This is a genomic window from Niallia circulans (assembly GCF_003726095.1).
GTDB classification, from domain to species: domain Bacteria; phylum Bacillota; class Bacilli; order Bacillales; family Cytobacillaceae; genus Niallia; species Niallia circulans_A.
Genome location: NZ_CP026031.1, coordinates 2143102 through 2168142 on the forward strand (window position 1 = coordinate 2143102; position 25041 = coordinate 2168142).

A 25041-nucleotide genomic window follows, 5' to 3' on the forward strand; every position below is an offset into this window, starting at 1 on the left:
CCACCCTGATTATGGATAAAAGTATAAAAAAATAATAATAAATAATATCCATCTCTCAACATTCCTTAACGCGGAAAACGGCAGTGATTAGCTGCATTCAAGAATTAGCTTTCAATTATCCTTCACCTAGAACTCCTTTCAGCCAAAGGGAATTCCTCTCTTTAGAGTGGACTATAATCTACTTATTTCTTTCACCATTTTATCGATATATGCTTCATTCGAATTATACTGATTATTAGGCAGTATTGTCAATATTGGTCTATTTATATACGTTTTATTTCTCGTTCTTTTTTTCCAAAATGGGTTTTCATATGAATGATTGCTACTTTTACAATGGATAATAAAGGGACTGCCACAATCATTCCAATCATCCCGCCTATCTCCTCTCCTAGCAATAGCGCAAACATAATAAACAAGGGATGCATATGAGTACTTTTCCCTACTATATATGGCGATAATATATTTCCTTCGAGAAATTGCAGAATAATAATGATAATCACGACAATAATGATCATTTTCACAGAAACAGTACTTGCAACAATTAAAGCTGGAACAGCTCCAATTACCGGTCCAAAATACGGAATGACATTCGTTATTCCTATGATCATTCCTAATACAAGGGCAAATTTCATATGAAAAATCAAAAAAAGAAGCATAGAAATAACTCCAATTATTGTACAAACCAATAATTGTCCTCTTATATAGCTGCCTAATGATTCATTTACATCCTCTAAAAATAAGCGAGCACTATTGCGCCATTTATTAGGAATTAATCCATTAAAGCCTTTTCTTACCGCATTTATATCCTTTAACATATAAAAAGAGATAAAGGGAATAAGCATAATTATAATCGAATAATTGACAATCCCCATGGCACCATTAATTACTTTATTCAAAAGGGATTCCATTTTCCTTTCAAATATGTCAATTCCACGGTCAACTTTTTCCTGTAGGTTAAGCGGCCAAGATTCCATTTTATTTTGAATCGAATCAATTAAATCTTTATATCGCTCTGCAAGCTTTGGAGCACTAACTGTCAGCTCTTCCAGCTGCTCAATAAGAATGGGGATACCTTTATAGATCGCATACCCAATCCCGCCAAAAAATAAAATATAAATAAATGCAACAGACAACCCTCTATGTAAACCTTTTTTATGTAATAATTCTACTATTGGATGAAGTAAGTACGTAAAAAACGCACCAATAATAAAAGGAGTTATAACCTTTGTTATAAGACTTAAAATGGGTAACCATATCGGTGATAATTTTATAAAAATAAATAAAACGATAAAAAGTAATAAGGTAAATCCTAATCGATAATACCATTTTATTCTTATATCCATTTCCTTTCCTCCCTCTTTAATGTATTGTGAGAGATAATAGGAATTTTTATGCATTTTTTTATCTAGTATTAAATTGTAAAAACGGCTTAGCTATCTATGTAATCCCCCACAGACTTAGGCTTGCTTACCGACACATAGCGTGGCTGCAGGACAACCGAACGCCTGCTTGACTATAATTATCAACATAATAATAAAATGAAAAAACCCAAGCAATGATACGAATTTTTTGATTCCGGTATCATTGCTTGGGTTAAAATTTCGGCAGGAAGGTTCGTTCCAGCCTTGTCTACTAACTCACAATTAAAACATCTTCATTACTTTCCTCTGCACTTTTTTCAGTTGTTTTTGACTCATCATATTATTTTTTTGCATATAGCTAAGTGCCACTACACCAGCCCCAATAGCTATTGCTGTATTTATCGCTTTACCCATTTACTTTGCACCCCTTTTTATATGGAAGTGAGCGCCAAGTTTACACGGAGAAAAACTTAGCTTAATCGACGCTCTTCTTCGTCAAATAAGTCGTCTAAAGAACTTAAGCTTCCATCTTCTTCTACTTGATGTGTATGAATAATCCCTTTCGTAAGCGATAATTCAATAAAGCAATTCCAGCAGTAATATTGATTTATTCCAATTTTCCCAATATCTTTGCTCTGGCAATTTGGACATTTGAGCATAGGAAACACCTCATCTTCATTCGTTTCATGAAATATTCCACCTAACATGGAAATTCCAGGTAAGTATTCCCATTATGCTCTTTAACCCATCCAAATATACCAGTATTTTTAGGAGTTGGCTGTTTTTATTGGAAAATTAGAATCCGACTGGATTTTTTCGAAGAAGATAGCATTACTATTTTTCACCTAGAACTTTAAAACATGTAGTACAAACATTGGCAAAAAAAATCCTCTAAAAAAGAGGAATTCTCCGTAAAAATAGAGGTTTTCTTAAAAAGTTTGTACTTAAGTAATTTTCTTAGGATTCAGATGCTTCCATAAAATCATATGGGGAGATATTTTCCATTCCAATCATTGGATCGATTTGATTGATTTTACCTTCATACAATAAATCAAATGAATTCTCTTTTGTTATTTCCATCGTCTCGTCTGGTTGATATACATCGGCAAATGCCTCTTTGATTTTTTCTTTTAAGGTTGTTTGCCGATTTAGTTCATCATTCCGGCTAACGCCTAATTCCATTGCTTCCACTTCTCCACAAAGAATCAAAAATTGTTTACTTCTAGTTATTCCGGTGTAAATTAAATTTCTTCTTAACATGCGATAATAACTTTTGACGACGGGCATAATGACGATTGGAAACTCACTGCCTTGTGATTTATGGACAGAACAGCAATAAGCCAGCGTAATTTGATTTAAATCCTGTCGCGTATAGGTTGCTTCTATTCCATCAAACGAAACAATAACCATATCTTGCTTTTCCGTATTTTCCTTCGCATAAAAGATCGATACAATCTCACCCATATCACCATTAAAAACATTGCTTTCTGGTTGATTGACTAGCTGAAGGACTTTATCACCGATCCGGTATGTAACATCTCCAAATTTCAGTTCTTTTCTGGTGCCATCTGGATTAGGATTTAAGATTTCCTGTAAGATGGCATTTAAGCGGTCAATTCCTGCTGGTCCTCTATACATCGGTGCCAATACTTGAATATCCATTGGCGCAAAGCCTTTGTTTTTCGCATTCAAAACAATTTTTTCAATTGCCTGCGGAATTTGACTGGAAGAGCATTTTATAAATGAACGATCCCCTTGAGGCACAAGAAGATTAGCCGGCAGCTGGCCTTTTTTCATTTCATGTGCCAGCTCGATTATCGATGATCCTTCCGCTTGTCGATAAATATCTTTCAACTTAACAGTAGGAATACATGCTGAATCAAGTAGATCTTTTAATACTTGGCCCGGTCCTACTGATGGCAGCTGGTCTTCATCTCCTACAATAATTACTTGAATATGTTCAGGTAAAGCCTTAAATAATTGATGGGCTAGCCAAATATCAACCATCGAGGTTTCATCGACGATGAGGATTTTTCCCTCCAAAGGATGTTCCTCATCCCGTTCAAATGTTCCTGTCCCATTCCATCCCAGCAATCGATGAATAGTAACTGCTGGTAAACCTGTTGATTCAGCCATTCGTTTAGCCGCTCGGCCAGTTGGCGCCGCAAGAATAAATGGATAGGGTTCATCTTTTTTATAATCATTAGGCTCTAAGGAACAGCCGTGCAATTCACCATATAATTCAACAATTCCCTTTATGACAGTTGTTTTCCCCGTTCCGGGACCACCTGTCAAAATTAGCATCGGGGACATAAGCGCCGTTTGAATCGCTTCTCGTTGAGAGGGAGCATATTGAACACCGATACGGTCCTCTAAGTTTCCTAACGCCAGCAGAAACTCCGATTCTGGAAATTGGTCTTTATATTCAGATTGCTCCATTACTCGCTTTATATTTCGTACAAGTCCTTTTTCTGAAAAAAACAATGAAGGTAAATATATTTTTTTATCCTCCACTATAATTTTCCCTTCTTCCTCCAGCTGAATAACCTGATCTGCTATTTGCGAAAATTCTATCTCCTCTTTTTGATTTTCTTCAAGCAGGGCTTTTACTTTTTCTAGTAAAAATTCGGCATGGAGATAGACATGGCCTTCCTGATTACTGCTTAACTCTAAGATATACAAACAGCCAGCCTTTAATCGATCTGGATGATTCCCAGTAATTCCAATCTGTGAACCAAGGTCATCTGCTTTTCCAAAACCAATCCCTTCAATATCCTCCACTAATTTATATGGATTTGTCTGGACTATTTCTAGCGTATTTTCTTTATATACTTGATAAATTTTCATCGACAATTGCGGACCAAACCCATATTGATTTAAAGAAACCATTGCTTGCTCTAACCCTTGATTTTTCATTAATGTATCATAGAGGATTTTCGCTTTATCTGATGCAAGTTTGGGCACTGTCTCTAAAATCGATGGCTGATTCATGATTTTGGAGATTGCTTCTTCTCCTAATGTATCCACAATATTCTCTGCTGTTTTTTCCCCAATCCCTTTAAATAAGTTGCTCGATAAATAAGCAATAACCCCTTGCTTTGTTTGTGGCATTTCTTTTCGAAAGGAAGTTGCCTGCAGCTGTAAACCGAATCTCGGATGCTCTTTAAAATCACCAAAGTATGTATACGTTTCTTCTTCGTTCATCTTTGGCAAATAGCCAGTAATAACCGCTTCTTTATCGTCATAATCATGATTCGTTTCATCGACTCTTATTCTTATCACAGAGTAAAGATTCTGTTCATTATGAAAAATGGTAACAAGATGTCGTCCCTTCACATACTTTTTTTCCTTTTCAAAAAGATCCAAAGAGTTCTGCTCGTTCAACTGAATTCCTCCTTTCTTCCCTTACATTTCATTTCTCTTTCCATTACTTTTCTTCGATAATTTGCTTTCCGTAACCAGCAAGAAGATGATCTGGCTGGATTTCTAGCGCCTTATTGAACATTTCGACTGCTTTCGCTGTTTCTTCTTTAAAACCATAGGCAACCCCTAAATTATAATAAGCATCTGCATGAGTGGCATCTAATGCTAGACAGGATTGAAATTGTGTAATTGCTTCTTCAATATATTCATTTTGTGCCAAACAGAGCCCTAGTTGAAAGAACGCCTCTGCATCTTGACTATTTAGTTCAACTGCTCTTTGAAAATAAGGGATTGCCAATTTCCCTTTATCTAAACCAACATAAGTAAGTCCAAGCATAAAGAAATTATCACTTGATTCTAGTCCCTTTTCTAATGCTAGTTCAAACATATTCTTTGCGGATTCTAAATTTTCTTTTTCATAATAAACGGTTCCTGCACTATAATAGGCTGCAGCCGTTGTATCATCTATTTCAATCGCCTTTTGGTAGAAAGATAATGCTCTTGTATCATCACCTAAAGCTGATAAAACATTGCCAAAATTAACGTAAGAAACTGCATTGTTCGGATTTTTCTCAATCTCTTCCATAAAAATTTTTGCCGCTTCTTCCCATTTGCCTTCTTGCATATATTGTATTCCTAATTGACTATTATCCATCTTAAAACACTCCATTTCTTATTGGTAGTATAGCATATTTTCTAATCAAAAATGAGAAAAGCAACTACACAAAAGAAACTAGCAAATCCTCCTATTACAGGAGAATTGCTAGCTGCTTTTTGCAGTATGTAAAAACTGTCGACCAACTAATGTTAGTCGACAGTTCATCCTTAACCTACATATGTTAATCTTTCATTATCACGGAACACTTTATCAATTGTTCCTCCGCCTAAGCATTCTTCTCCTTGATAGAATACAACTGCTTGTCCTGGCGTTACAGCACGAATTGGTTCGTGGAAGATAACTTTGACTGTATTTTCATCGATAACCTCTACCGTTACTTTATTATCTGGTTGACGGTAACGAAATTTAGCTGTACATTCAAATGATGTACCAATGCGATCTTTGGATACCCAGCTAACGTTGGTCGCAATAATGCTGTCAGAATAAAGCAACTCGTGATGGAATCCTTGACCTACATATAAGACATTCCGTTTTAAATCCTTGCCGATAACAAACCAAGGTTCTCCACTTCCGCCAATGCCAAGACCATGTCTTTGCCCGATTGTATAATACATAAGTCCATCGTGACGGCCAATTACTTCTCCATCCATTGTTTCCATATTTCCTTTTTGCGCAGGAAGATATCCACTTAAGAATTCTTTGAAATTACGCTCTCCTATGAAACAGATACCTGTGCTGTCTTTTTTGGTTGCTGTCGCAAGATTTGCTTTAGCAGCAAGTTCACGAACCTTTGATTTTTCCATGCCGCCAATAGGGAACATTACTTTGCTTAATTGTTCTTCTGTTAGTTGATTTAAAAAATATGTTTGGTCTTTATTATCATCTTTCCCTCTAAGCATGCGCACTTGACCATCTTCTCTGACTACTTGTGCATAGTGCCCTGTTGCAAGATAATCAGCTCCAAGACTCATTGCATGCTCTAAGAAAGCTTTAAATTTAATTTCTTTATTACACATTACATCGGGATTAGGTGTTCTCCCCGCTTTATATTCATCAAGAAAATAAGTGAACACTTTATCCCAGTATTGTTTTTCAAAGTTCACCGCATAATAAGGAATCTCTAACTGATTGCAGACACGAATGACATCTTCATAATCCTCCGTTGCAGTGCAGACACCGAATTCGTCTGTATCGTCCCAGTTTTTCATGAATATACCGATAACATCATAGCCTTGTTCTTTTAAAAGTAACGCAGCAACTGATGAGTCAACTCCACCAGACATTCCTACTACTACCCGGGTATCTTTTGGTGCTTTTTCCATTTTCCATTTCCCCCTTAGCCCTTCCCTTTACATGGAAGGGAAGGTTATCATTTTGTCAGACGGTTAATGATTTTGACTAACTCATGACCGACCTTTTCTATTTGTTGTTCCGTATTATTTAATCCAAAGCTAAATCGAATGGAATTTTTTGTTCTTTCCGATTCTTTGCCAAACATGCTTACTAACACATGAGAAGGTTCGATTGATCCAGCAGTACATGCGGAACCACTCGAAGCAGCAATACCTGCTAAGTCAAGATTAACTAACATTGCTTCCACATTTGTACCGGGAAAGCTTAAGTTTAAAACATGTGGCAAGGTATTATCAACTAATCCGTTTTGTTTAAATGAAATATTATTATCTTTTAAGATACCAATTAGGATTTCTTTATACTTTTTAAACTGCTCTCTCTTTTGCAATCTATCCTGTTGAGAAATTTCTACTGCTAGCTGAAAGCCTGCTAAAGAAGGAACATTCTCAGTTCCAGCTCTTCTTTTTTTCTCTTGTTCGCCACCAAATAATTGAGGATTTAGTTTAATGCCGTTCTTAACATATAAAAAACCTATTCCTTTAGGACCATTAATCTTATGAGAAGAAACGGATAAAAGGTCGATGTGCTGTTCTTTTACATCAATATCTTCTAAACCATAGGCTTGTACCGCATCTGTGTGGAAGACAGCAGGATGATCTTTTAACAATAAGCCTATTTCTTTTATCGGTTGAATCGCACCCACTTCGTTATTGCCATACATAATCGTAACAAGAATAGTATCTTCTCTTAATGCTGCTTTGAATTCATTCAAATCTATTAGTCCGTATTCATTTACAGAAAGATAAGTAACCTCGTAGCCCTTTTTCTCTAATTCTTGGCAAGCATGCAATACAGCATGGTGTTCAATTTCCGTTGTAATAATATGTTTTCCTTTCGCTTCTTTGCCTTCTGCAATTCCAAAGATAGCGTAATTATCTGCCTCTGTACCACCGCTCGTAAAAATAATTTCATTTTCGTGTGCACCTATACTAGAAGCAACTACTGCTCTAGCATTATCCAATATATTTCTTGCCTGTCTTCCATAGGCATGAATACTTGAAGGATTACCAAATTGATCTTTCATGACTTCATACATTCTATCGATTACTTTTGGATGCATGGGTGAAGTTGCCGCATGATCCACATAAATATGTTCCAAGTTATTCACCTACAATTAATTAGTTGTGATCATTTCAGGTTTCTATTTTTGTCCAATATTAAAAAAAATCATCCAAAGAGCTTTCTACATACTTGATTGCTATTATAAAAAAACAGCCATCGATTTTCCAAAAAACAGCTTCTTAAATATAAAACATATAACCATCTGAGTTATCGTCTTCTTGATGGTTAGCTAGGTCTTCAATTGTGGTTGAATCTAATACATCTTTTACCGCATCTCTGATTTTCATCCATAAAGCTTTCTTAGCTGGTTCTTCATCTTCGATTCCCTCGACAGGACTTATAGGTCCTTCTAATATCCGAATAATATCTCCAGCAGTAATTTTATTCGGTTCATCACCTAATACATATCCACCATATGCTCCACGAATACTGCGCACATACCCAGCATTACGCAACGGAGCAACTAATTGTTCCAAGTAATGCTCGGATAAATTATTGGTTTGAGCAATTGATTTTAATGAAATCGGTCCCTCTCCGTGCTTTTTTGCTAACTCCATCATAATAGTTAATCCATATCTTCCTTTTGTAGATATTTTCATTATTTTGCCTCCCGCTCCATATTATGTTGGTGAATATTATTCACCGTTCTTTTATTTCGGTCCAATATATAGTTCGTCCATTTTGTACACTGTGGGATACTCCATCCTGCAACTCTTCCTATTAAGGCAGCATAGATAATCGTTCCCCATGATACAGGTCCACCAAGTATCCATCCTATTATTAAAACAATTGCCTCCATTAATAATCTCGTTCTTGCTATGCCCCCGCCAAATTTTTCCGATAAGACAATCATAAGACTATCTCGCGGTCCTGCACCAAGTTTCGCAGAAATATAGAATCCCATTCCATAGCCCATTATAATCAATCCAATTAAAAACATAATCCATTTTTGATAAAGGGTCGAAGGGGTATTCATAAAGGGAAGTAGTAGGAAAAAATCAATAAATACTCCTACTAACACCATATTTAATAAAGCACCAAAAGGAGGAAGTTTTTTTGAAAGGATGGCAGCTATCAATAGGATTAAAAAACCAACTATTATTGCCCAGCTGCCGATGGTCAGACCAAACTGAATATGCAATCCAATATTCAAAACATCCCATGGGGCTGAACCTAAATTTGCAGTAATAATTAATACAATGCCTAATGACATAATCAAAAGCCCTATAATAAAAATAAAAAGTCGTTGAACTGGTTTATCTTGGCCTATTAATGATTTCATCTGCAGTCCCTTTTGCTTTCCCTATCGTAAGTGTTTTTTCTGTATAATTGCCATTATGCATTATAGCATAATTACTTTTATAATTGTTGCAGTAAAGACCTGATATTCATTCTTTATTCAGTATAATTAGTTTATATCCTATCTATTCAATAGGATATCATATTTTTTCGTTTTCGATAAACTTGCTTTTTTTATTGCTGTACATAGAAGCATCTACTAGATTAAAAAAAGGAATTCCTCCTTTGCCAAAAGAAGAAATTCCTTCAATCTATTGTTTTTCTTCCATTAATTTTACTGCCGATAAAGCCATGATTTTTATCCCATGCAGTAGGCTTTCTAACTGAAAATACATGTCTGGGTGATGTAATCCGGGCTGTAAATCTGTGCCTAAGCCAATCATTGTTGTTTGCAGTTGTTCCTTTACTTTCGCATAATAATGAAAATCTTCTCCACCAGGTGTTACTGGAGGCTTCACAAGCCCTTTCGCTCCTAGTATTTCTTTAATGCTTTCAGCTGCTATTTCTTCCATCAATTTATTTGGTGTTGCTGCTGGCATATCGGATAGAAGTTCTAATTCAACTCGAGCACCATTCGCTTCACCTGCAAGTTTCACTTGGCTTTCAAGTCTGGAAATCAATTGTTCCATCTCTTCATTGGTTTGGGCACGAACATCGATGCCAAACTCCGCATAATCGGGGATAATATTAAAATTCTTTCCTCCCGCCTGGACAAAAGTCATTTTTGCAGAAGCAGGGATAATCGGGTTCAACGGAATAGAACGAATAGCCATATTAATAGCTGTAAGACTGTCGATAACGTTTATCCCTAAATGCGGTCTTGCGGCATGTGCCTGCATTCCATATAGTTTTCCTTTAAAGCTTGCCGCTGCTCCATGATAGATTGCAGGAGAACATTCTCCCATTCTCATTTCTTGAATTGGTCGCACATGTAATCCTAATAAATAATCAATATCGTCTAGAAGCCCTTTATTAATAAAGGAAATTGCCCCTGCACCAGTCTCTTCAGCAGGTTGGAACAGGCACTTTATTTTCCCATTTGGTTCTACGCCTAGTTCCTTCAGACATCTTAAGGTAAAAAGCAAAATCGTCGTGTGTGCATCATGACCACATGAATGATTGGCCTTCCATTCTCCATTCACTTGCTGCCATAATGCATCCATATCTGCTCGCAACCCTATAACAGGATTATTTCCTTTCCCCCATTCCCCAACAATCCCAGTTTGATCATCGAATAATTGATAGGGAATGGATAATTTCTCCAGCTCATTTTTTATAAATTTCGTTGTTTCGACTTCTTCCCAGCTTATTTCTGCATGATTATGAAGAAACTGATACATAGCTATTATCTCTTCCTTTTTCCCATCTACCCAGCTGTCTATTTGTTCGTGCATTTTTCCCCTCCTCGTTTATGTAATTCGTTATTCAAATAAGTTCATTCATTCTCTTTGTTTAAGCTTACAATATAATAATTCACTAGTTCATTTGTCTTGTGATAGCTGTGAATGATATATCCCCTTGAAAACAAATGAGTAAAAACATTCCTAAGCATCATACGCCACTTTTCGGCTGTGGCAAAATCTTTTTCTTTTATTGTATGTATATTTTTAGGAACAGGAACCTTATAGGTATCCGCTTTTTTGGATAGGAGTTCAAAAGATAAAGGAATAGGGATTTCTTTTATCGTTTTCCAAGTAACAAGTGATGGAATTTGCTCTCCTGCCGGATGAGGATTTACTGATAGTTTCCCAATATCCCACTCTAACAAAAACCTGTCTGAAGGAAGGCCTCCGTTTAATTCATCCTCCATGGATCCGTAATGATTAGGATAATATGTTTTCACTACCCCTCCTAGTTTCGCTATATTTAGATTGGCATTCCGTGATTCTAGCGGATCAAAAGTCCAAATAATTTTTGAATAGCCACGTTTCAAGGCCATTTCCTTTTGTTTTACTTTCATTTTAAAGCCCAATCCAGCATTTCTATCCTTTGCTTTCACTGCCATCATATGGGACACTAAATAGATTTCCTTTTGATGAAAACCAGGGAAACTATAGCAAAAGCCTACCAGTTCTTCTTTCAAAAAAGCCCCTATAATCATTCCACCATTATGAATAGAGGCAACTAAAAATGGATAGGGTGTAGTATTAGTCCTGCCCCAAATTGAATCTTGAAGGGAAACTACCAGTTGGATTTCAGCTTTTTCAGTTACTTCTCTTATTATATAAGGATCCACTGTCGTCGTTCCCCCCTTATTAAATGAATGGATTAGCATATTCCTTCTTTGAAATTAAATGCTGATTAATCACTGCTTCGTTTAAATCGAACCCAATACCGGCTCCTTTTGGTACTTCTATTTTGCCTGGCGTAGACAATGTGACCTCTGGACAAATAATATCTTTTTTCCAGTATCGATTCGATGCAGATGTATCCCCCGCAATTGTAAAAGCCGGAAGGGAGGTTATCGCGATATTATGCGCTCTTCCGATTCCGCCTTCCAGCATGCCGCCACACCATACAGGAATATCGTGTTTTTTACATACATCATGTATTTTCTTAGCTTCCGTCAAACCGCCGACACGGCCAATCTTAATATTTATTATTTTACAGCTTCCTAATTCAATCGCTTTTCGAGCATCTTCTACTGAATGAATACTTTCATCCAAACATATTGGTGTTGCGAGCTCACTTTGCAAAATAGAATGATCAATAATATCATCATATGCTAATGGCTGTTCAATCATCATCAACTTAAGTGGATCTAATTCTTTAATTCGCTCGATATCTGCTAACGTATAGGCAGAATTCGCATCTGCCATTAGTGGGATGTCATAACCAAAGGTTTGTCTTATTTTTGCTAAAGGCTCTAAGTCATAGCCAGGTTTAATTTTCACTTTAATCTTTTTATAGCCCTCATTCAAAAAGCGTTCCACTTTTGTTAAAAGCATGTCTGTAGTTGGTTCGATTCCAATACTTACCCCAACATCAATCGATGTTTGAATACCTCCAAGCGCTTTCGAAAGAGAAATACCTTGCTGTTTACTATATAAATCCCATATTGCTCCTTCTAAAGCTGCTTTTGCCATATTATTTCTTCTGATTGGAGCGAATCTTACTGAAACTTCATCTGGGTGCGTTATCTCATCTTTAAACAAGAGTGGTATCAAAAACTCGTTTAGCATATAAATAACAGTTCCAGTTGTTTCCTCGCTATAAGTAGGATCAGGTAAAGCGACAGACTCTCCATACCCAATGTGCTCACCACTATATATTTTAATGATCAGAAAATCCTTTTCTAACAGTTCACCAAAACTTGTCTTAAACGGACTAACCAGCGGCATTTTCACATGTTGGACTTCAATTTTATCAATTTTCACCATTTCACGTCCCTCTCGTCTAGTATCTTTCTTCTATTTTAATAGTAATTTGGATTAATGGAATAAATTTATTTAAAAAATCGAAATATCTACTAAAATTTTTTCTTTAAAAACATAAATGAGACAAAACAAAATATATATTGGATAAAGACGAACAATCTCTAATTCAGTGGTGAAACCAATTCGTTCCATTACACTACAGACACACGATGCGCCGGGGAGCAACCTAAGTCTCCTCGGCTAAAGCCTGTGGGGTCTTAGGCTTTGCTCTGCTTCCCGCAGGAGTCGAGTATCCTCCGTTCCATTTCACTCCTTTTTTAAAGCTTATTTAGTTTTTAAGCAAACTAAAATTACTAGGAAAAAACAAAGCAGACTGAATACACGTAGACTCCTATGGGAGCTGCGAGAAAGTCCAAGACCCCGCAGGAATGAACTGCACCCCAATTGTTAGACACTATCTACAATAATTGGAGGTGCAGTTTTTTTGTCCAAATTTACTGCGGAAATGAAGCTACAAGCCGTAACTCGCTATTTAAGCGGAAAAGAAAGTTACAGAGAAATTGGAAAATCAATTTGGAATAGATCACAAATCGATTGTTAAATGGGTAAGACAATACAACTACAATGGTGCAGAGGCATTGATGAAACGTTGTACAAGTTATACACAAATGTTTAAACTAGAAGTACTACAATATATGACTGAAAATGGTACTTCTCTATGTGAAACGGCAGCTATTTTTAATATCCCAGCGCATTCCACTCTAGCTGTTTGGAAAAGAAAGTTTGAAACACAAGGGATAGTGGCCCTTCAGTCACAGGAACAGGGGCGTCTATCCATGAAAAAAGATTCAAATAAACAAAGTTCTACTGACCGTTCTTTTGAAGCACTAGAAGATCGAATAAAACAACTGGAAATGGAAAATGAGTATTTAAAAAAGTTGAATGCCTTAGTTCAAAACAAGGAAAAATCACCAAACAAGACAAAGCACAAGTAGTCTATGAGTTAAGGCATAAGTATTCGGTGAAGTCACTCGTAAAACTCGCTGGCATTCCACGCAGCACCTATTATGATTTAGTAAAACGAATGAATCGACCTGATCCAGACACCGATATAAAAAGAGAAATCCAAGCCATTTATGAAGAACATCAAGGTCGTTACGGATACCGACGTATTCGGGATGAGCTAGTGAATCGTGGAAAAAAAGTAAATCATAAAAAGGTTCAACGAATCATGAAAGAGCTGGGTTTAAAATGTCTAGTGAGGATGAAAAAATATAAATCTTATAAAGGCACAGTCGGTAAAATTGCGCCAAATCATTTAGACCGTCAATTTAGTGCGGACGCACCAAATGAAAAATGGGTAACAGATATTACAGAATTCAAGTTATTTGGGGAAAAGCTGTATCTATCGCCTGTATTAGATTTATTTAATGGGGAAATTATTACGTATACCATCGGTTCTCGACCAACGTATTCATTAGTTTCGGACATGTTAGAAAAAGCATTAGAATCCTTACCAAAAAGGCATCAATTACTCATGCATTCCGACCAAGGTTGGCATTATCAAATGAAACAATATCGCAACTTGCTTCAAGCAAAAGGGATTAAACAGAGTATGTCACGTAAAGGGAACTGTTACGATAACTCTGTAATGGAAAACTTCTTTGGGATACTGAAGTCAGAACTCCTTTATTTTAAGGAATTTGAAAGTGTGAACCACTTTAAACTAGAATTAGAAAAATATATAGAATACTATAATAGAAAACGGTTAAAGGGAAAATTCAAAATGAGTCCGGTACAATACCGAACTCATTTTCAACAAGTTGCCTAATGAAATAACTGCGTCTAACTTTTAGGGGTCACTGCAGAACGAGGAGGCTTGGCGCTCGCCCCATGGAAAGCGAAGTGTATTCAGTCTGCGGGTGATTACCACAAACCTTTTTTCTTAAAATAAATAAAAAACACCAAACAAATTATACGAACTTTCTCTAATATGTACGTATAATTGTTCGGGGTTATATTGGGTTGAAATACTTATGTTCCACCCTCAAGATAAACACAAGCCAAAATACGAAGATAGTCAAAATATCTCCTATCATTGTTTTGGTTTTATTCATGTAAAAAAATTTGATGGATGTATTCCGTTCTCTGTGTAACTATTTATTTAGCCATTTTATTAATAACATATTTTCCTGGCGTTATTCCTTCCTGCTGCTTAAAAATCCTAATAAAAGTATTCACATTTTTACAGCCAACCATTTCACCAACCTCTGATACCATATATTTACCCGATTCCAATAAAATTTTTGATTTCTCTACTTTCAATTGATTTACATAATTTTTAAACGAGGATTTTAAATGATCTTTAATCAACTTGCTAACATAGGATTCACTTAATTGAAAATGATCTGCTACTTCGCCTAAAGATAGATCGCTTGTGTAATTTTCTTGAATATAACGAAGAACACTTTCAACTGTAGAAAGTTTAATGGAGTGCTTTTCTTCTAGAAGTAACATTAACTCATTGAATATATCGATGAAGGTATTTTTTAGTATCTCGATATCAGAACTGTTTAAATGAAAGAATAGCGCTTTATTATTCTTTAAAAAATCACTAAAAGACAGATTACATTTATTTAAAATTCTTTTTATCGTATTGATGAGAGCATTTCGAAAATCATATATATTATATATATTATATATATCCATGCTTTCTTCTCTAAAATTTGTTTCAACTATCTCATTTATCAATTTCTTGGCATGCTTCAACTCTCTTTTCTGCATAAAATTTATTAAAATACTTTCCGTTTCTACACTATAGGAATAATCTTTCCCAGATGATAATGGAATATGGCTGCTGCATAGAGATTTTGTATCAATAAAAGAGTATTTCTGTTCCATAAGCTGAAAGGAAGATTTAAATATTTTTGGCAATTCGCTTAAAGATGGAAAGGCTTGTGAGAGGGTAAAAGTAATTTCTACTCCTAATTCTTGCTCTATCCTCCCAATCATTCGATGTAAAACATCTAAAATAAGATGCTGATTTTTTTCTGCAAAAAACAAACAAAAATGTTTATAATCAATGGGAAAAGAAATAAATTTTTGATTGGTTTCTTTTTCATTGCATAAAGCTAGTACTTTTTTCCTTAATGTTAAAATATTCCCTTCGCTTAAATTGGATTCCCATTCAGAAATCCCCTGCATGGTTATAATGGCAAGAATGCCGCCCTGACTGAATGGATCTAATTGCAGGAGTTTCAACCTTCTCTCCATATTCTGCTTATCATAATTTTCATAAATGATGTTTTTGAGAAAGTTTTCTTGCAAATCAACTAATGAGCTTTGTTGAAGCTGTACTAAGTTCTGATTGGTTTTATTGATAATATGAATTTTAGAGATAATATAATCCAACTCATTTTTTATATAACTGTCCGAACTATTTTTTTCCTCTCCACTTTTAATATTTTTGATAATTTCTTCAATGGGTGAATATGATTTTCTGCTTAAAGTGGTAGTTAGAACAAAACCTAACAAAAGAAGGACAATCAAAATTACTCCGATACTGGTAAGGGTATGAATTGGTAATCCAATTCCTGTATGTACATTCGTTATATATAAATAATGAATAGTTGGTATCGCATTGGAGCGCTTTTGATAGCCATCGTATTTATTAACCGAGCGATAGACAATTTGATTTTCATTGGTTTTTTTCACCGGTAAAAAACTAGCTAGTACGTTTTCTCCCATAATGGTTGTAGAGGCTAAGACAGACGAATCAACCATCGCAAGAATACTATTCGCATCTGGTAAATTGCTCATTAATAAGTCCTTTTTCTCCCACACAATGAAAAAATAGAGATATTGCTTTTCCTGCTGATAATAGATTTTATTGACAATAACTAGTTTATCTTTGGCGTCATAACACTGTAAATCATTGTTTCCCTTTAAATCCATAAAAGCTTCTAACTCTGTGATATTCTCATCCATATGGATAAATTTCATATAGTCTTTAAACAAAAAATAACCATCTGAACTAGTTACATCTGTCCCATAATCTTTTAAAACAGCAAGATTAAAACCTAACTGATCGTTTGAAAAATGATTGCCTGTTAACTCATTAAACATTTTACTATAGACACTATAATTAAACTGATTTTCCTTTAAAAATTCCGCAATAACATCTTGCTGGGATAACAGCTTGACCACATTTAAGGAAACATCTAGGCGATAGTCAATTATATTACTTTCTCTTTCCAAAAACATTTCATTTAATTTATTTATTTCAAGCCGATTTTGGGAATATTCTTGCGAGATAGTCACAAACAAAATAATAGAAGTATAGATAATGATAACCACGGAGAATGATAGAAATAGTTTCTTAAAAATAGTTTTCCGAAACATGTTATCCCCCTCTTTGTTATTATTCCAATTATATTTTTTCCGTTATAATAAAAACAATATTTAGAAAGAGGTATGTAAACTTATGGTATAAAGATGATTAATAGGTGGGAATAAACCCTCCACCTATTAATCGCTAAAAAAATGTTTAGCTTTATACAATTCGTATCGTCTTTATTTCATAGGGACTTAACTCCAATGTAATATTTCCCTCTATATCCACAGGAGGTTCCATATCTTCCTCCAGCAAATTTGTTTCATTCCATTGTCGACAATCAAATAATGGTTCTAAAGTTAGCACTCTATTACTTCCTAGGTGGTCATGCAGTCGTAATATAATCCCTTGACCATTTTCCGCCGCTTTCACAGCATCAATGTATACGCTTTCTGCTGTATGCAATTTAAATAGTCTCTGATTTACTCGTTTCCCTTGTAGTACGGATAATGGCTGATTTAGAGCCCAAGCTTCTTCAACCGTTCTTCCATTTACGAAATCTCCTTTATGTGGTAGAAGACTATACGTAAATTCATGCATTCCTATATCAGCTGTTGGGTCTGGATATATTCCCCCTTTTAATAAGGTAATCCGCATTGTTTGGTCTTTTATATCATGGCCGTACTTACAGTCATTAAGTATGCTGACTCCATAGTCCCTTTGCGAATAGTCCACCCACTGGTGTGCTACTGTCTCGAATTTCGCCATATCCCAGCTTGTATTCCAATGTGTAGGCCGCTGGACATTGCCATATTGAATATCATAGGTTGCGACAGTATTGCGAATATCGACATCAAATCCTGCTTTCAGTAATTGTTCCCTTTCTTTCCAATCTGTCTTTGTAATAAAATCTATTCGACGTGAATGTTTATAAACCTGCATATATTGAATAATTCTCGAAGTACCAAATGAATAAACAAATTTAACCTTTGCGTATAGGTTGTTTTGTTCTTTAATGATAATTGATTCTGCGGCTAACTCGTTATACTTTTCTTGATAAAATATGTCGATATCCCATGCATTAAAGTTCATTGGTTTATCTTCAAATAATTGAAGCCTGTTCCCCAAGCCATTTTCTTTAAGTACTTCGCGATGATACTGTTTATCATAAATACTAATTAACTGTCCTTTCTCATTCCAGCGAATTAGATAATAATTCGTATCTATACCGTTTTCTATTGCTTTCATAAAAGGAGTTGCCAGCCTTTTTGCTTCCATCGGTTCAAATTTCAGGATACAAGTTCCGAAAGCTGGTATGTTCGGTGTCTGGACAAGATATCCTGCTTCACACGGCACTGCTTCTAATTCTTCTCCAGAATCTGTTATGAATTTACCAGATTCTTTTTTATCAATTATTACTAATTCCTTTCTCACCCAGCCAGCCGAATTAAATATGGTCCATTGATTTATTGTTGCCTCATCTAACCGTGCTAAGAGTTGAGTAGAGCTTTCCATCGCCTCTCCTATTTCTACCTTATGATCTTGATAAACTTCTTTTATGGATGAACCAGGAATAATATCATGAAATTGGTTACGCAATAACACTTCCCATATGCTCATTATTTCTTCTTTTGGATAATGAACTCCTTTTGAGTCTTGTACAGCTGTATACAAAATTTCTAGTTCTCTTAAAGTTAACTCTAGTCTACGATTCATTTTTTTGACAAAGGCTTGAGATGTATAGGTTCCTCGATGATATTCTAAATATAATTCCCCATCCCACGTATGAACGTAATTTTCTGTAGAATCAATAGTGTCATGAAGCTGGTGAAAAAATTCATCCGCACGCCCTGTTTTCACATGTGGAAGACCTGGGATTTTATCCATACGACGGCGGTTTTCTAACATATCTCTTGTGACTCCACCGCCACCGTCTCCATATCCATACGAAATAAGCAGTTGTTTATTTACATCTTTATTCCGATAAGCTTTATAGCTGCCTAACACTGTTTCTGGTTCTAACTGTCCATTATACGTATAAAACCAGCGAGATGCCCATTGATTATCTACTATGTCTTTTCCTGGTTCTGGTGTAGTAATAAAATGGGTTAACACCTCTGATCCATCTATCCCCCGCCAGACAAAAGTATCATGTGGCATCCGATTGTATTGATTCCAGCTTATTTTTGTCGTCATAAATGTATCTATCCCACTCTTTTTTAAAATCTGAGGCAAAGCCCATGAATAACCAAAAACATCTGGCAGCCATAGATAGTGGACATCTTTATGGAATTCTTTTTTTATAAATTGTGTTCCATGGAGAATTTGCCGAGTTAGTGATTCGCCAGATGGTATATTACAATCCGCTTCCAGCCACATAGCACCATCTATTTCCCAACGGCCCTCTTCTATCCTATTTTTTATTTGTTCATAGATCTCCGGATAATCTTCTTTTATATATTGATAGAGTTGAGGCTGAGTTTGTAAAAAGATATAGTCTGGATATTGCTTCATTAACTGTAAAACAGTTGAAAAACTGCGAGCGGCTTTCTCTCTTGTATGCTTCAGTCTCCATAACCAAGCGACATCAATATGGGTATGACCAATCGCGGTGATTGTTACTAACTCTCGCTTGTCTAAAGCATCTATTCCTTTTTGTAAATTATCATTAGCTAACTTTATACTTTTATAAAAAGCAGGACTGCCTGGGTAGGACCAATCGATATATTTCATGGTTTTTTCTAATAAAGGCAAAAGTTCATATCGTTTTGAGTCATCCTCCTTTAATTGTTTAATCGTTTTTAAAACACAATCTGCGGTAAAATATAAATCATCACATTCTTCATTTAAAATGGTATATTCAGCCATCTTAAATGTATGTGATTGGATTTGCTCAGGACCACCGCCTTCTAATCCGGACCATAATTTCAAGGAAAGTGTTACTTCCTTTCCATAATAGCCAGGGTCAAGAAAGACTTCTTTATGATTGGAGTCAACGCCTTGGTATGGTTGGCCGTCTACAAAAAGCAAGGATTCAAATCCGGAGTTATAGCCACCGCCTGTTCGACCAAAGTCCAATAGTAAGACTATCCTTCCATCTGATTTAGGAACTTTAAAGGTTGTTTGAATCCATAAATAATAGTCCCTTCCTTCCCAAATATCGCCTAACGAAAAGTCTTGCCAATCAGTAGTAATACTAGGTGGATATTTCTCTGCTCCTTCTATACTTTCTTTTGCTTTCCAATTGTTAAGACTTTGTCTTTCCATGTATCGGTAAGGATTTAATTCTTTCATTCTAGCTTCTAATTTTTCGATTATATAAAACATAGCACCCTATCCTTTCGTAGCTCCGCCTAAACTGAAGCCCTTTGACATAAAATTTTGTGAAATTGTATACAAAATAACGACAGGCAATGTATACATTACCGAAAATGCTGCCAATCTGCCGTAATTAACCATTCCAAAGTTACCGAAAAATTGAAAGATCGTTACAGAAGCCGGCAGCTTTTCTGGACTTTGAATGAGGATATAAGGAACAAAATAATTTCCCCAGCTGCCTGTAAAAGTAAAGATAGCAACTGTGAATATTCCGGGAAGCATTAATGGAGCAACAATTTTTTTTATTCCTTGAAAGATAGATGCTCCGTCCACCCATGCTGATTCTTCTAAATCCAAGGGAATAGAATCCATAAAATTCTTCATCATCCAAATACCATATGGCAAGGAAGAAGCTATTAAAAAAGCGTCATCGCTATCAAAGAATCTTGAAATTTCAAATAAAGAAATAGCTGAAATACCGGTACAATAACAGCTGTCATTGGTAAGGAAGTCATGAACAAAATGGTCATCATAAAACTATTTTTATATTTTAATGTATACCTAGACAATGGATAAGCAGCCAGCACACATAAAATCACAACCAACAATGCCTGTGAAGTCGATATTCCTATTCCAATAAAAAACGAACGCAAAATCGCAGCTTCAGATAATATCGACTTAAAGTTGTCTAAGGTTATCTTTTCTGGCATCTTCAGTGCCTGAATTGCCCCTGGATCTACTGATGCAAATAGCATCCATAATAACGGCAGCAAAAACAAAATTGCCAGAATAGACAGGATTAAATAATGAATAAGTTTTTCCACTTTATATCCTTTTTGAACCAACTCACTTCACCTACACTTTCACTTTCAAGGTTTTCATATATATGAAGCTGGCAATTGCACCCAATACTAATAACACAAAAGAAATCGCTGTCCCATACCCTAACTGATAACTGACAAATGCTTGTTTATACATAAATACAGGAAGCGTTGCTGTACTTACCCCTGGACCGCCACCAGTCATTGTATAAATTAAAGCAAATACACCAAGTGTTTGCAGCGTAACTAACATCATATTTGTGGCGATTGTCCCTTTTACCATGGGGATGGTGATATAGCGAATAACCTGAAATCGACGGGCGCCATCCATTATGGCTGCCTCTTCTACATCTTTTGGAATATCGTCTAAAGCTGCTTGAAATACCATCATGGAGAAAGCAGTTCCTCTCCACATATTCGCGATCACAACACTCACCATTGGAAAAGTAAATAGCCAGGCAATCGGCTTCATATCAAAAAGACTCAACAGCCAATTAGCAGTTCCACTTTCGCCAAGAAATGCCACCCAGCAAAATGCTACCACGACTTCTGGAGTTACCCAGGCAGCAATTATAATTAGACCAACAATTCTTCTAAATGTTTTGTTTTTCTCTTTCATTAAAAAAGCGATCAAAAAGCCAAAGAAACATTGTCCGAGCACCGCTGAGAAAAAAACAAAAACAATTGTATTCCACACACTGACACGGAAGTCGGGATCTTGAAACATCCGGGTAAAGTTTTCAAATCCTACAAACCTTAGCTGACTAGCTTCCGCACCAGTCAGAGCTAAGTTTGTAAATGAAAAAAGTAATGTTAATAGCATCGGTCCAATGAAAAATATCAATAATAAAAGCCAGGTCGGAGCGAGAAAAATAGCTGCCTTAACATGATCCGACTTTCCTTTTCGTTTCGGCTTTTTTCCTAATACTGCTTCCAATTTCATCCCACCTTTAAAAAGGTTATCACTATAACAAAAGGTGATGACCATACAAGGAATAGGTAGTAAATTTCCCTGCTGGTCATGTGTTCAGCCTTTTGTACAGTTATTTAACTACGTTTCCTTCACCGACAATCCTGATTACATTGCTCGCATAATCCTCGGCAGCTTGTTTTGGTGTCTTGCTACCAGTTGCGACTGCCTCCACCATTGTTTGTATTTCTACGGAAACATTCGGATATTTGTCATTAGCAGGACGGAAATGAGCATTCTTCAAATACTCCGTTGCTTCCGAAATGAAATTTTGTTCTTTATAGGCGGGTACTTCCGCTGAATCATCACGTACTGTTAAGTTTCCTTCTGCAACAGCGCGAGCTGCCTGCTGTTCTTTCCCACCTAAAGCTTGGATAACCTTCCATGAAGCATCTGGATTTTTTGCTTTAGATGGAATTGCCCATGTCCATCCTCCAGACATAGTCGTAGTGCCAGGCTCTTGTCCATTTTGAGTCGGCATGGCCGCAAAACCAAATCGTTCTGTGACATTATCCATTGGAACTGCTCCTGTTTCTGTATAATTACCTGTATTCCAAAATCCATCTAATATAATTCCTGCTTCATCATTAGGGAACTTTTCTTGGAATAAAACGGAACTATAGTTGCTGTTAATGGCAATAGATAGTGGCGGACCTAATTTTTTCTGATTATAAACTTGATCAATAAATTGTAAGGATTCCTCGATTCCTTTAGTATTCACATGCCATTTCTTTGTATCAGCATCAAATAACACATCGTCTGTGCCATAGAGCAGCATTTCAAAAGTCTGCATCGATACGGATTCCCCGTTTGCTTTAGCCACTCCCATAGAAAGAGGAATAACATCCTTAGCTGAATCTTTTATTTTTTCAGCAGCTTCTATAATCTCATCCCAATTTTTAGGCTGCCAGTCTTCTGGCAAACCAGCTTTTTTGAAAACATTTTTGTTATACCATAACCCGCGAGAATCAGAAGTTCCTGGGATGGCATATAATTTTCCATCTTCTCCAATCGAGCCTGATTTTAAATTTTCTGTATAATATTTCCATTGATCCCAATCACGCACATAATCATCAAGGGGTAATAAATAGCCTGCATTCGCATCTGAATTTAACATAAAGGAGTCTTCTGCAACCACATCAGGTGCTGTACTTTCTGATTGCATCGATAAAGCCACTTTAGAGAAATAATCCCCCTCACTAGCTGTAATTGGCGATAAAACTATTTTTATGTCTGGGTTCTCCTTTTCAAATTCCGGGATAAATGTATTTGTTAAATATTTTTTTAATTTATCATGCTCTCCTACATCTCTCCATGTAATTTTAATCTGGGTTTTTCCATCAACCTTCCCATCATCAGATGTTGAATTACTTTCGCTTGAGCAACCAATTAATAAAAACGGAAAACATAAAAGAAGCAATAATACTTTTTTAATCGACTTTTTCATTTTTTCAACCCCTTGTTTTTAATTATTCGCTAGCGAAATAACCGCCTACCAAAATGTAAGCACTTTCAATTTAATCTCTAGCTGCCTCTTTTTCAATCTATAAAATAGAGGAAAGTCAGTATTTTTCTTAGATATTTGAAAAAATGAAGATTATAACAAAAAATATAGATTGGCGAAAACGATATTATCTACCATCTTTTGAGAATGTTCGTATAGATATTTCTAACAAGCCCTAAAAAAAGAAGCCTAGTTAAATGACTGCCATACATTTCTTGCATGCCATTTAACTAGACTCCATTATATAAGTCTATGCTTATTTATTTTTTTTAAATCCTTTAAGCCTATCGTATATCGCTCCCAGCTTCTTCTCCTCACCAGCTTCAGTTGGGTGGTAATACTGAGTTCCTTTTAGTTTTTCCGGGAAATATTCTTGATCAACCCATCCACCAAACGTTCCAATTGGATAGTCATGTGGATAAATATATCCGACATGTCCTAACTTTTTGCTTCCTTCATAATGACCATCCCTTAAATGCATAGGGATATCCCCGACTCTCCCATTGCGGACATCTGCTATGGCAGCATCTAATGCTTTATAGGCTGCGTTAGATTTAGAGGATAAACACATTTCCACAACCGCTACAGATAAAGGAATTCGCGCTTCTGGTAAACCAAGTCGCTCACTCGCCGTCACTGCTGCTAAAACATTATTGCCGACAGATGTATTGGCAAGGCCAACATCTTCATAGGCAATAACTAGCAATCTCCTGTTTACGGCAACTAAATCTCCAGTTTCTAATAAATGAGCAAGGTAATATAGAGCGGCATCTACATCACTGCCTCGGATACTTTTCTGTAGACTAGATAATAAATTATAGAAATGCGAGCCTTTTTTATCCCCAAAAACACCGACTTTTTCAATCATTTGGTCAATGGTATCATCCTTGATAATAAAAACGTCGTCCTCTTTATCAGATGAATAGACAATAGACTCTAAAAGAGTTAATGATTTTCTTGCATCTCCATTAGTGCCTTTTGCAATTTTTGCAATCTGTTCCTTTGAAATTTGAATGGACAGATTCGCAAGTCCTTTTTCATCTTGTAATGCTCGATGCAATAATTCTTCAATATCATCATCCGTTAATCTTTTTAACTGCTTGATTTGTCCACATCTACTGCGAATCGCAGGATTTACATCATGGTAGGGATTTTCCGTAGTAGCACCTATTAAAACAATATCCCCTCTCTCCACATGAGGAAGTAAATAATCCTGCTGCGCTTTATTAAAACGATGAATTTCGTCTAAAAAAAGAATGACTTTCCCTGTCAATCTTGCTTCATACACTACAGCTTCCACATCCTTCTTTCCTGATGTAGTCGCATTTAGTGCAATAAAAGGTAATTTTGTTGTACCAGCAATAGCAAAGGCAATCGAGGTTTTCCCAATGCCAGGCTCTCCATACAATAACATCGATGGAACATGACCATTTTTAATCATTTTATATAAACTGGTTGTTTTTCCGATAATATCCTTTTGCCCGACTACTTCATCAAGATTCGTCGGGCGCATTCGATAAGCAAGTGGTTCCCCGTTCATT

General features: G+C 36.0%; 17 protein-coding genes, 2 pseudogenes and 1 other annotated feature (1 of these 20 only partly in view). Of the genes and pseudogenes, 1 reads left to right on the top strand and 18 read right to left on the bottom strand.

Annotation, left to right across the window (positions count from 1 at the left end):
* Positions 1-204 (bottom strand) — a binding site (T-box leader) (it extends 28 nt beyond the left edge of the window).
* A 59-nt stretch (positions 205-263) separates the two neighbouring features.
* The 12 genes from C2I06_RS10545 to menC form a co-directional block, all read right to left on the bottom strand.
* The gene (locus C2I06_RS10545) at positions 264-1343 is read right to left on the bottom strand and encodes an AI-2E family transporter (protein ID WP_095331705.1); all 1080 of its coding nucleotides are present in this window, start codon (positions 1341-1343) and stop codon (positions 264-266) included.
* A gap of 300 nt (positions 1344-1643) precedes the next feature.
* The gene (locus tag C2I06_RS10550; protein WP_082138431.1) at positions 1644-1775 is read right to left on the bottom strand and encodes a YrzQ family protein; all 132 of its coding nucleotides are present in this window, start codon (positions 1773-1775) and stop codon (positions 1644-1646) included.
* 56 nt (positions 1776-1831) lie between these two features.
* Positions 1832-2020 carry a hypothetical protein gene (locus tag C2I06_RS10555; RefSeq protein WP_047944344.1) on the bottom strand — a complete coding sequence of 63 codons (189 nt, stop codon included), beginning with the start codon at positions 2018-2020 and terminating at the stop codon, positions 1832-1834.
* Between the two features lie 298 nt (positions 2021-2318).
* Positions 2319-4745: an SF1B family DNA helicase RecD2 gene (gene recD2 / locus C2I06_RS10560; protein ID WP_095331703.1), complete on the bottom strand. Its 2427-nt coding sequence runs from the start codon at positions 4743-4745 to the stop codon at positions 2319-2321.
* A gap of 43 nt (positions 4746-4788) precedes the next feature.
* On the bottom strand, positions 4789-5439 hold the full coding sequence (locus C2I06_RS10565; RefSeq protein WP_095331701.1) for a tetratricopeptide repeat protein: 651 nt from the start codon (positions 5437-5439) through the stop codon (positions 4789-4791).
* Between the two features lie 170 nt (positions 5440-5609).
* Complete coding sequence (gene mnmA, locus C2I06_RS10570) at positions 5610-6725, bottom strand: tRNA 2-thiouridine(34) synthase MnmA (protein ID WP_095331699.1); 1116 nt, start codon at positions 6723-6725, stop codon at positions 5610-5612.
* 47 nt (positions 6726-6772) lie between these two features.
* Complete coding sequence (locus tag C2I06_RS10575) at positions 6773-7915, bottom strand: cysteine desulfurase family protein (RefSeq protein WP_123258032.1); 1143 nt, start codon at positions 7913-7915, stop codon at positions 6773-6775.
* A 142-nt stretch (positions 7916-8057) separates the two neighbouring features.
* Positions 8058-8477 carry a cysteine metabolism transcriptional regulator CymR gene (gene cymR, locus C2I06_RS10580; RefSeq protein WP_095331695.1) on the bottom strand — a complete coding sequence of 140 codons (420 nt, stop codon included), beginning with the start codon at positions 8475-8477 and terminating at the stop codon, positions 8058-8060.
* Positions 8477-9160, bottom strand: coding sequence for a YczE/YyaS/YitT family protein (locus C2I06_RS10585; protein ID WP_095331693.1), 684 nt, complete (start codon positions 9158-9160; stop codon positions 8477-8479). Before C2I06_RS10585 ends, cymR begins: the two co-directional genes overlap by 1 nt.
* A 268-nt stretch (positions 9161-9428) precedes the next feature.
* A complete protein-coding gene (locus C2I06_RS10590) occupies positions 9429-10571 on the bottom strand; it encodes a M20 peptidase aminoacylase family protein (protein ID WP_095331691.1) in 1143 nt (380 codons plus the stop codon).
* Positions 10572-10612: 41 nt separating this feature from the next.
* On the bottom strand, positions 10613-11413 hold the full coding sequence (locus tag C2I06_RS10595) for a GNAT family N-acetyltransferase (protein WP_164463667.1): 801 nt from the start codon (positions 11411-11413) through the stop codon (positions 10613-10615).
* A 19-nt stretch (positions 11414-11432) separates the two neighbouring features.
* The gene (gene menC, locus C2I06_RS10600; RefSeq protein ID WP_095331733.1) at positions 11433-12554 is read right to left on the bottom strand and encodes an o-succinylbenzoate synthase; all 1122 of its coding nucleotides are present in this window, start codon (positions 12552-12554) and stop codon (positions 11433-11435) included.
* Positions 12555-13038: 484 nt separating this feature from the next.
* Here menC and C2I06_RS10605 point away from each other — a divergent pair.
* Positions 13039-14385: pseudogene (locus C2I06_RS10605) on the top strand (IS3 family transposase).
* Between the two features lie 329 nt (positions 14386-14714).
* Here C2I06_RS10605 and C2I06_RS10610 read toward each other — a convergent pair.
* The 6 genes and pseudogenes from C2I06_RS10610 to C2I06_RS10635 all read right to left on the bottom strand — a co-directional run bounded on the left by C2I06_RS10610 (position 14715) and on the right by C2I06_RS10635 (position 25040).
* Complete coding sequence (locus C2I06_RS10610; RefSeq protein ID WP_123258033.1) at positions 14715-16955, bottom strand: helix-turn-helix transcriptional regulator; 2241 nt, start codon at positions 16953-16955, stop codon at positions 14715-14717.
* A gap of 151 nt (positions 16956-17106) precedes the next feature.
* On the bottom strand, positions 17107-20214 hold the full coding sequence (locus C2I06_RS10615) for an alpha-mannosidase (protein WP_123258034.1): 3108 nt from the start codon (positions 20212-20214) through the stop codon (positions 17107-17109).
* A gap of 6 nt (positions 20215-20220) precedes the next feature.
* Positions 20221-21050: pseudogene (locus C2I06_RS10620) on the bottom strand (carbohydrate ABC transporter permease).
* Between the two features lie 10 nt (positions 21051-21060).
* Entirely contained in the window at positions 21061-21963 is a 903-nt protein-coding gene (locus C2I06_RS10625) for a carbohydrate ABC transporter permease (RefSeq protein ID WP_206426390.1), read from the bottom strand.
* Positions 21964-22069: 106 nt separating this feature from the next.
* On the bottom strand, positions 22070-23443 hold the full coding sequence (locus C2I06_RS10630; protein WP_123258035.1) for an extracellular solute-binding protein: 1374 nt from the start codon (positions 23441-23443) through the stop codon (positions 22070-22072).
* A 313-nt stretch (positions 23444-23756) separates the two neighbouring features.
* Positions 23757-25040 carry a replication-associated recombination protein A gene (locus C2I06_RS10635; protein ID WP_123258036.1) on the bottom strand — a complete coding sequence of 428 codons (1284 nt, stop codon included), beginning with the start codon at positions 25038-25040 and terminating at the stop codon, positions 23757-23759.
* Position 25041 lies beyond the last annotated feature (1 nt).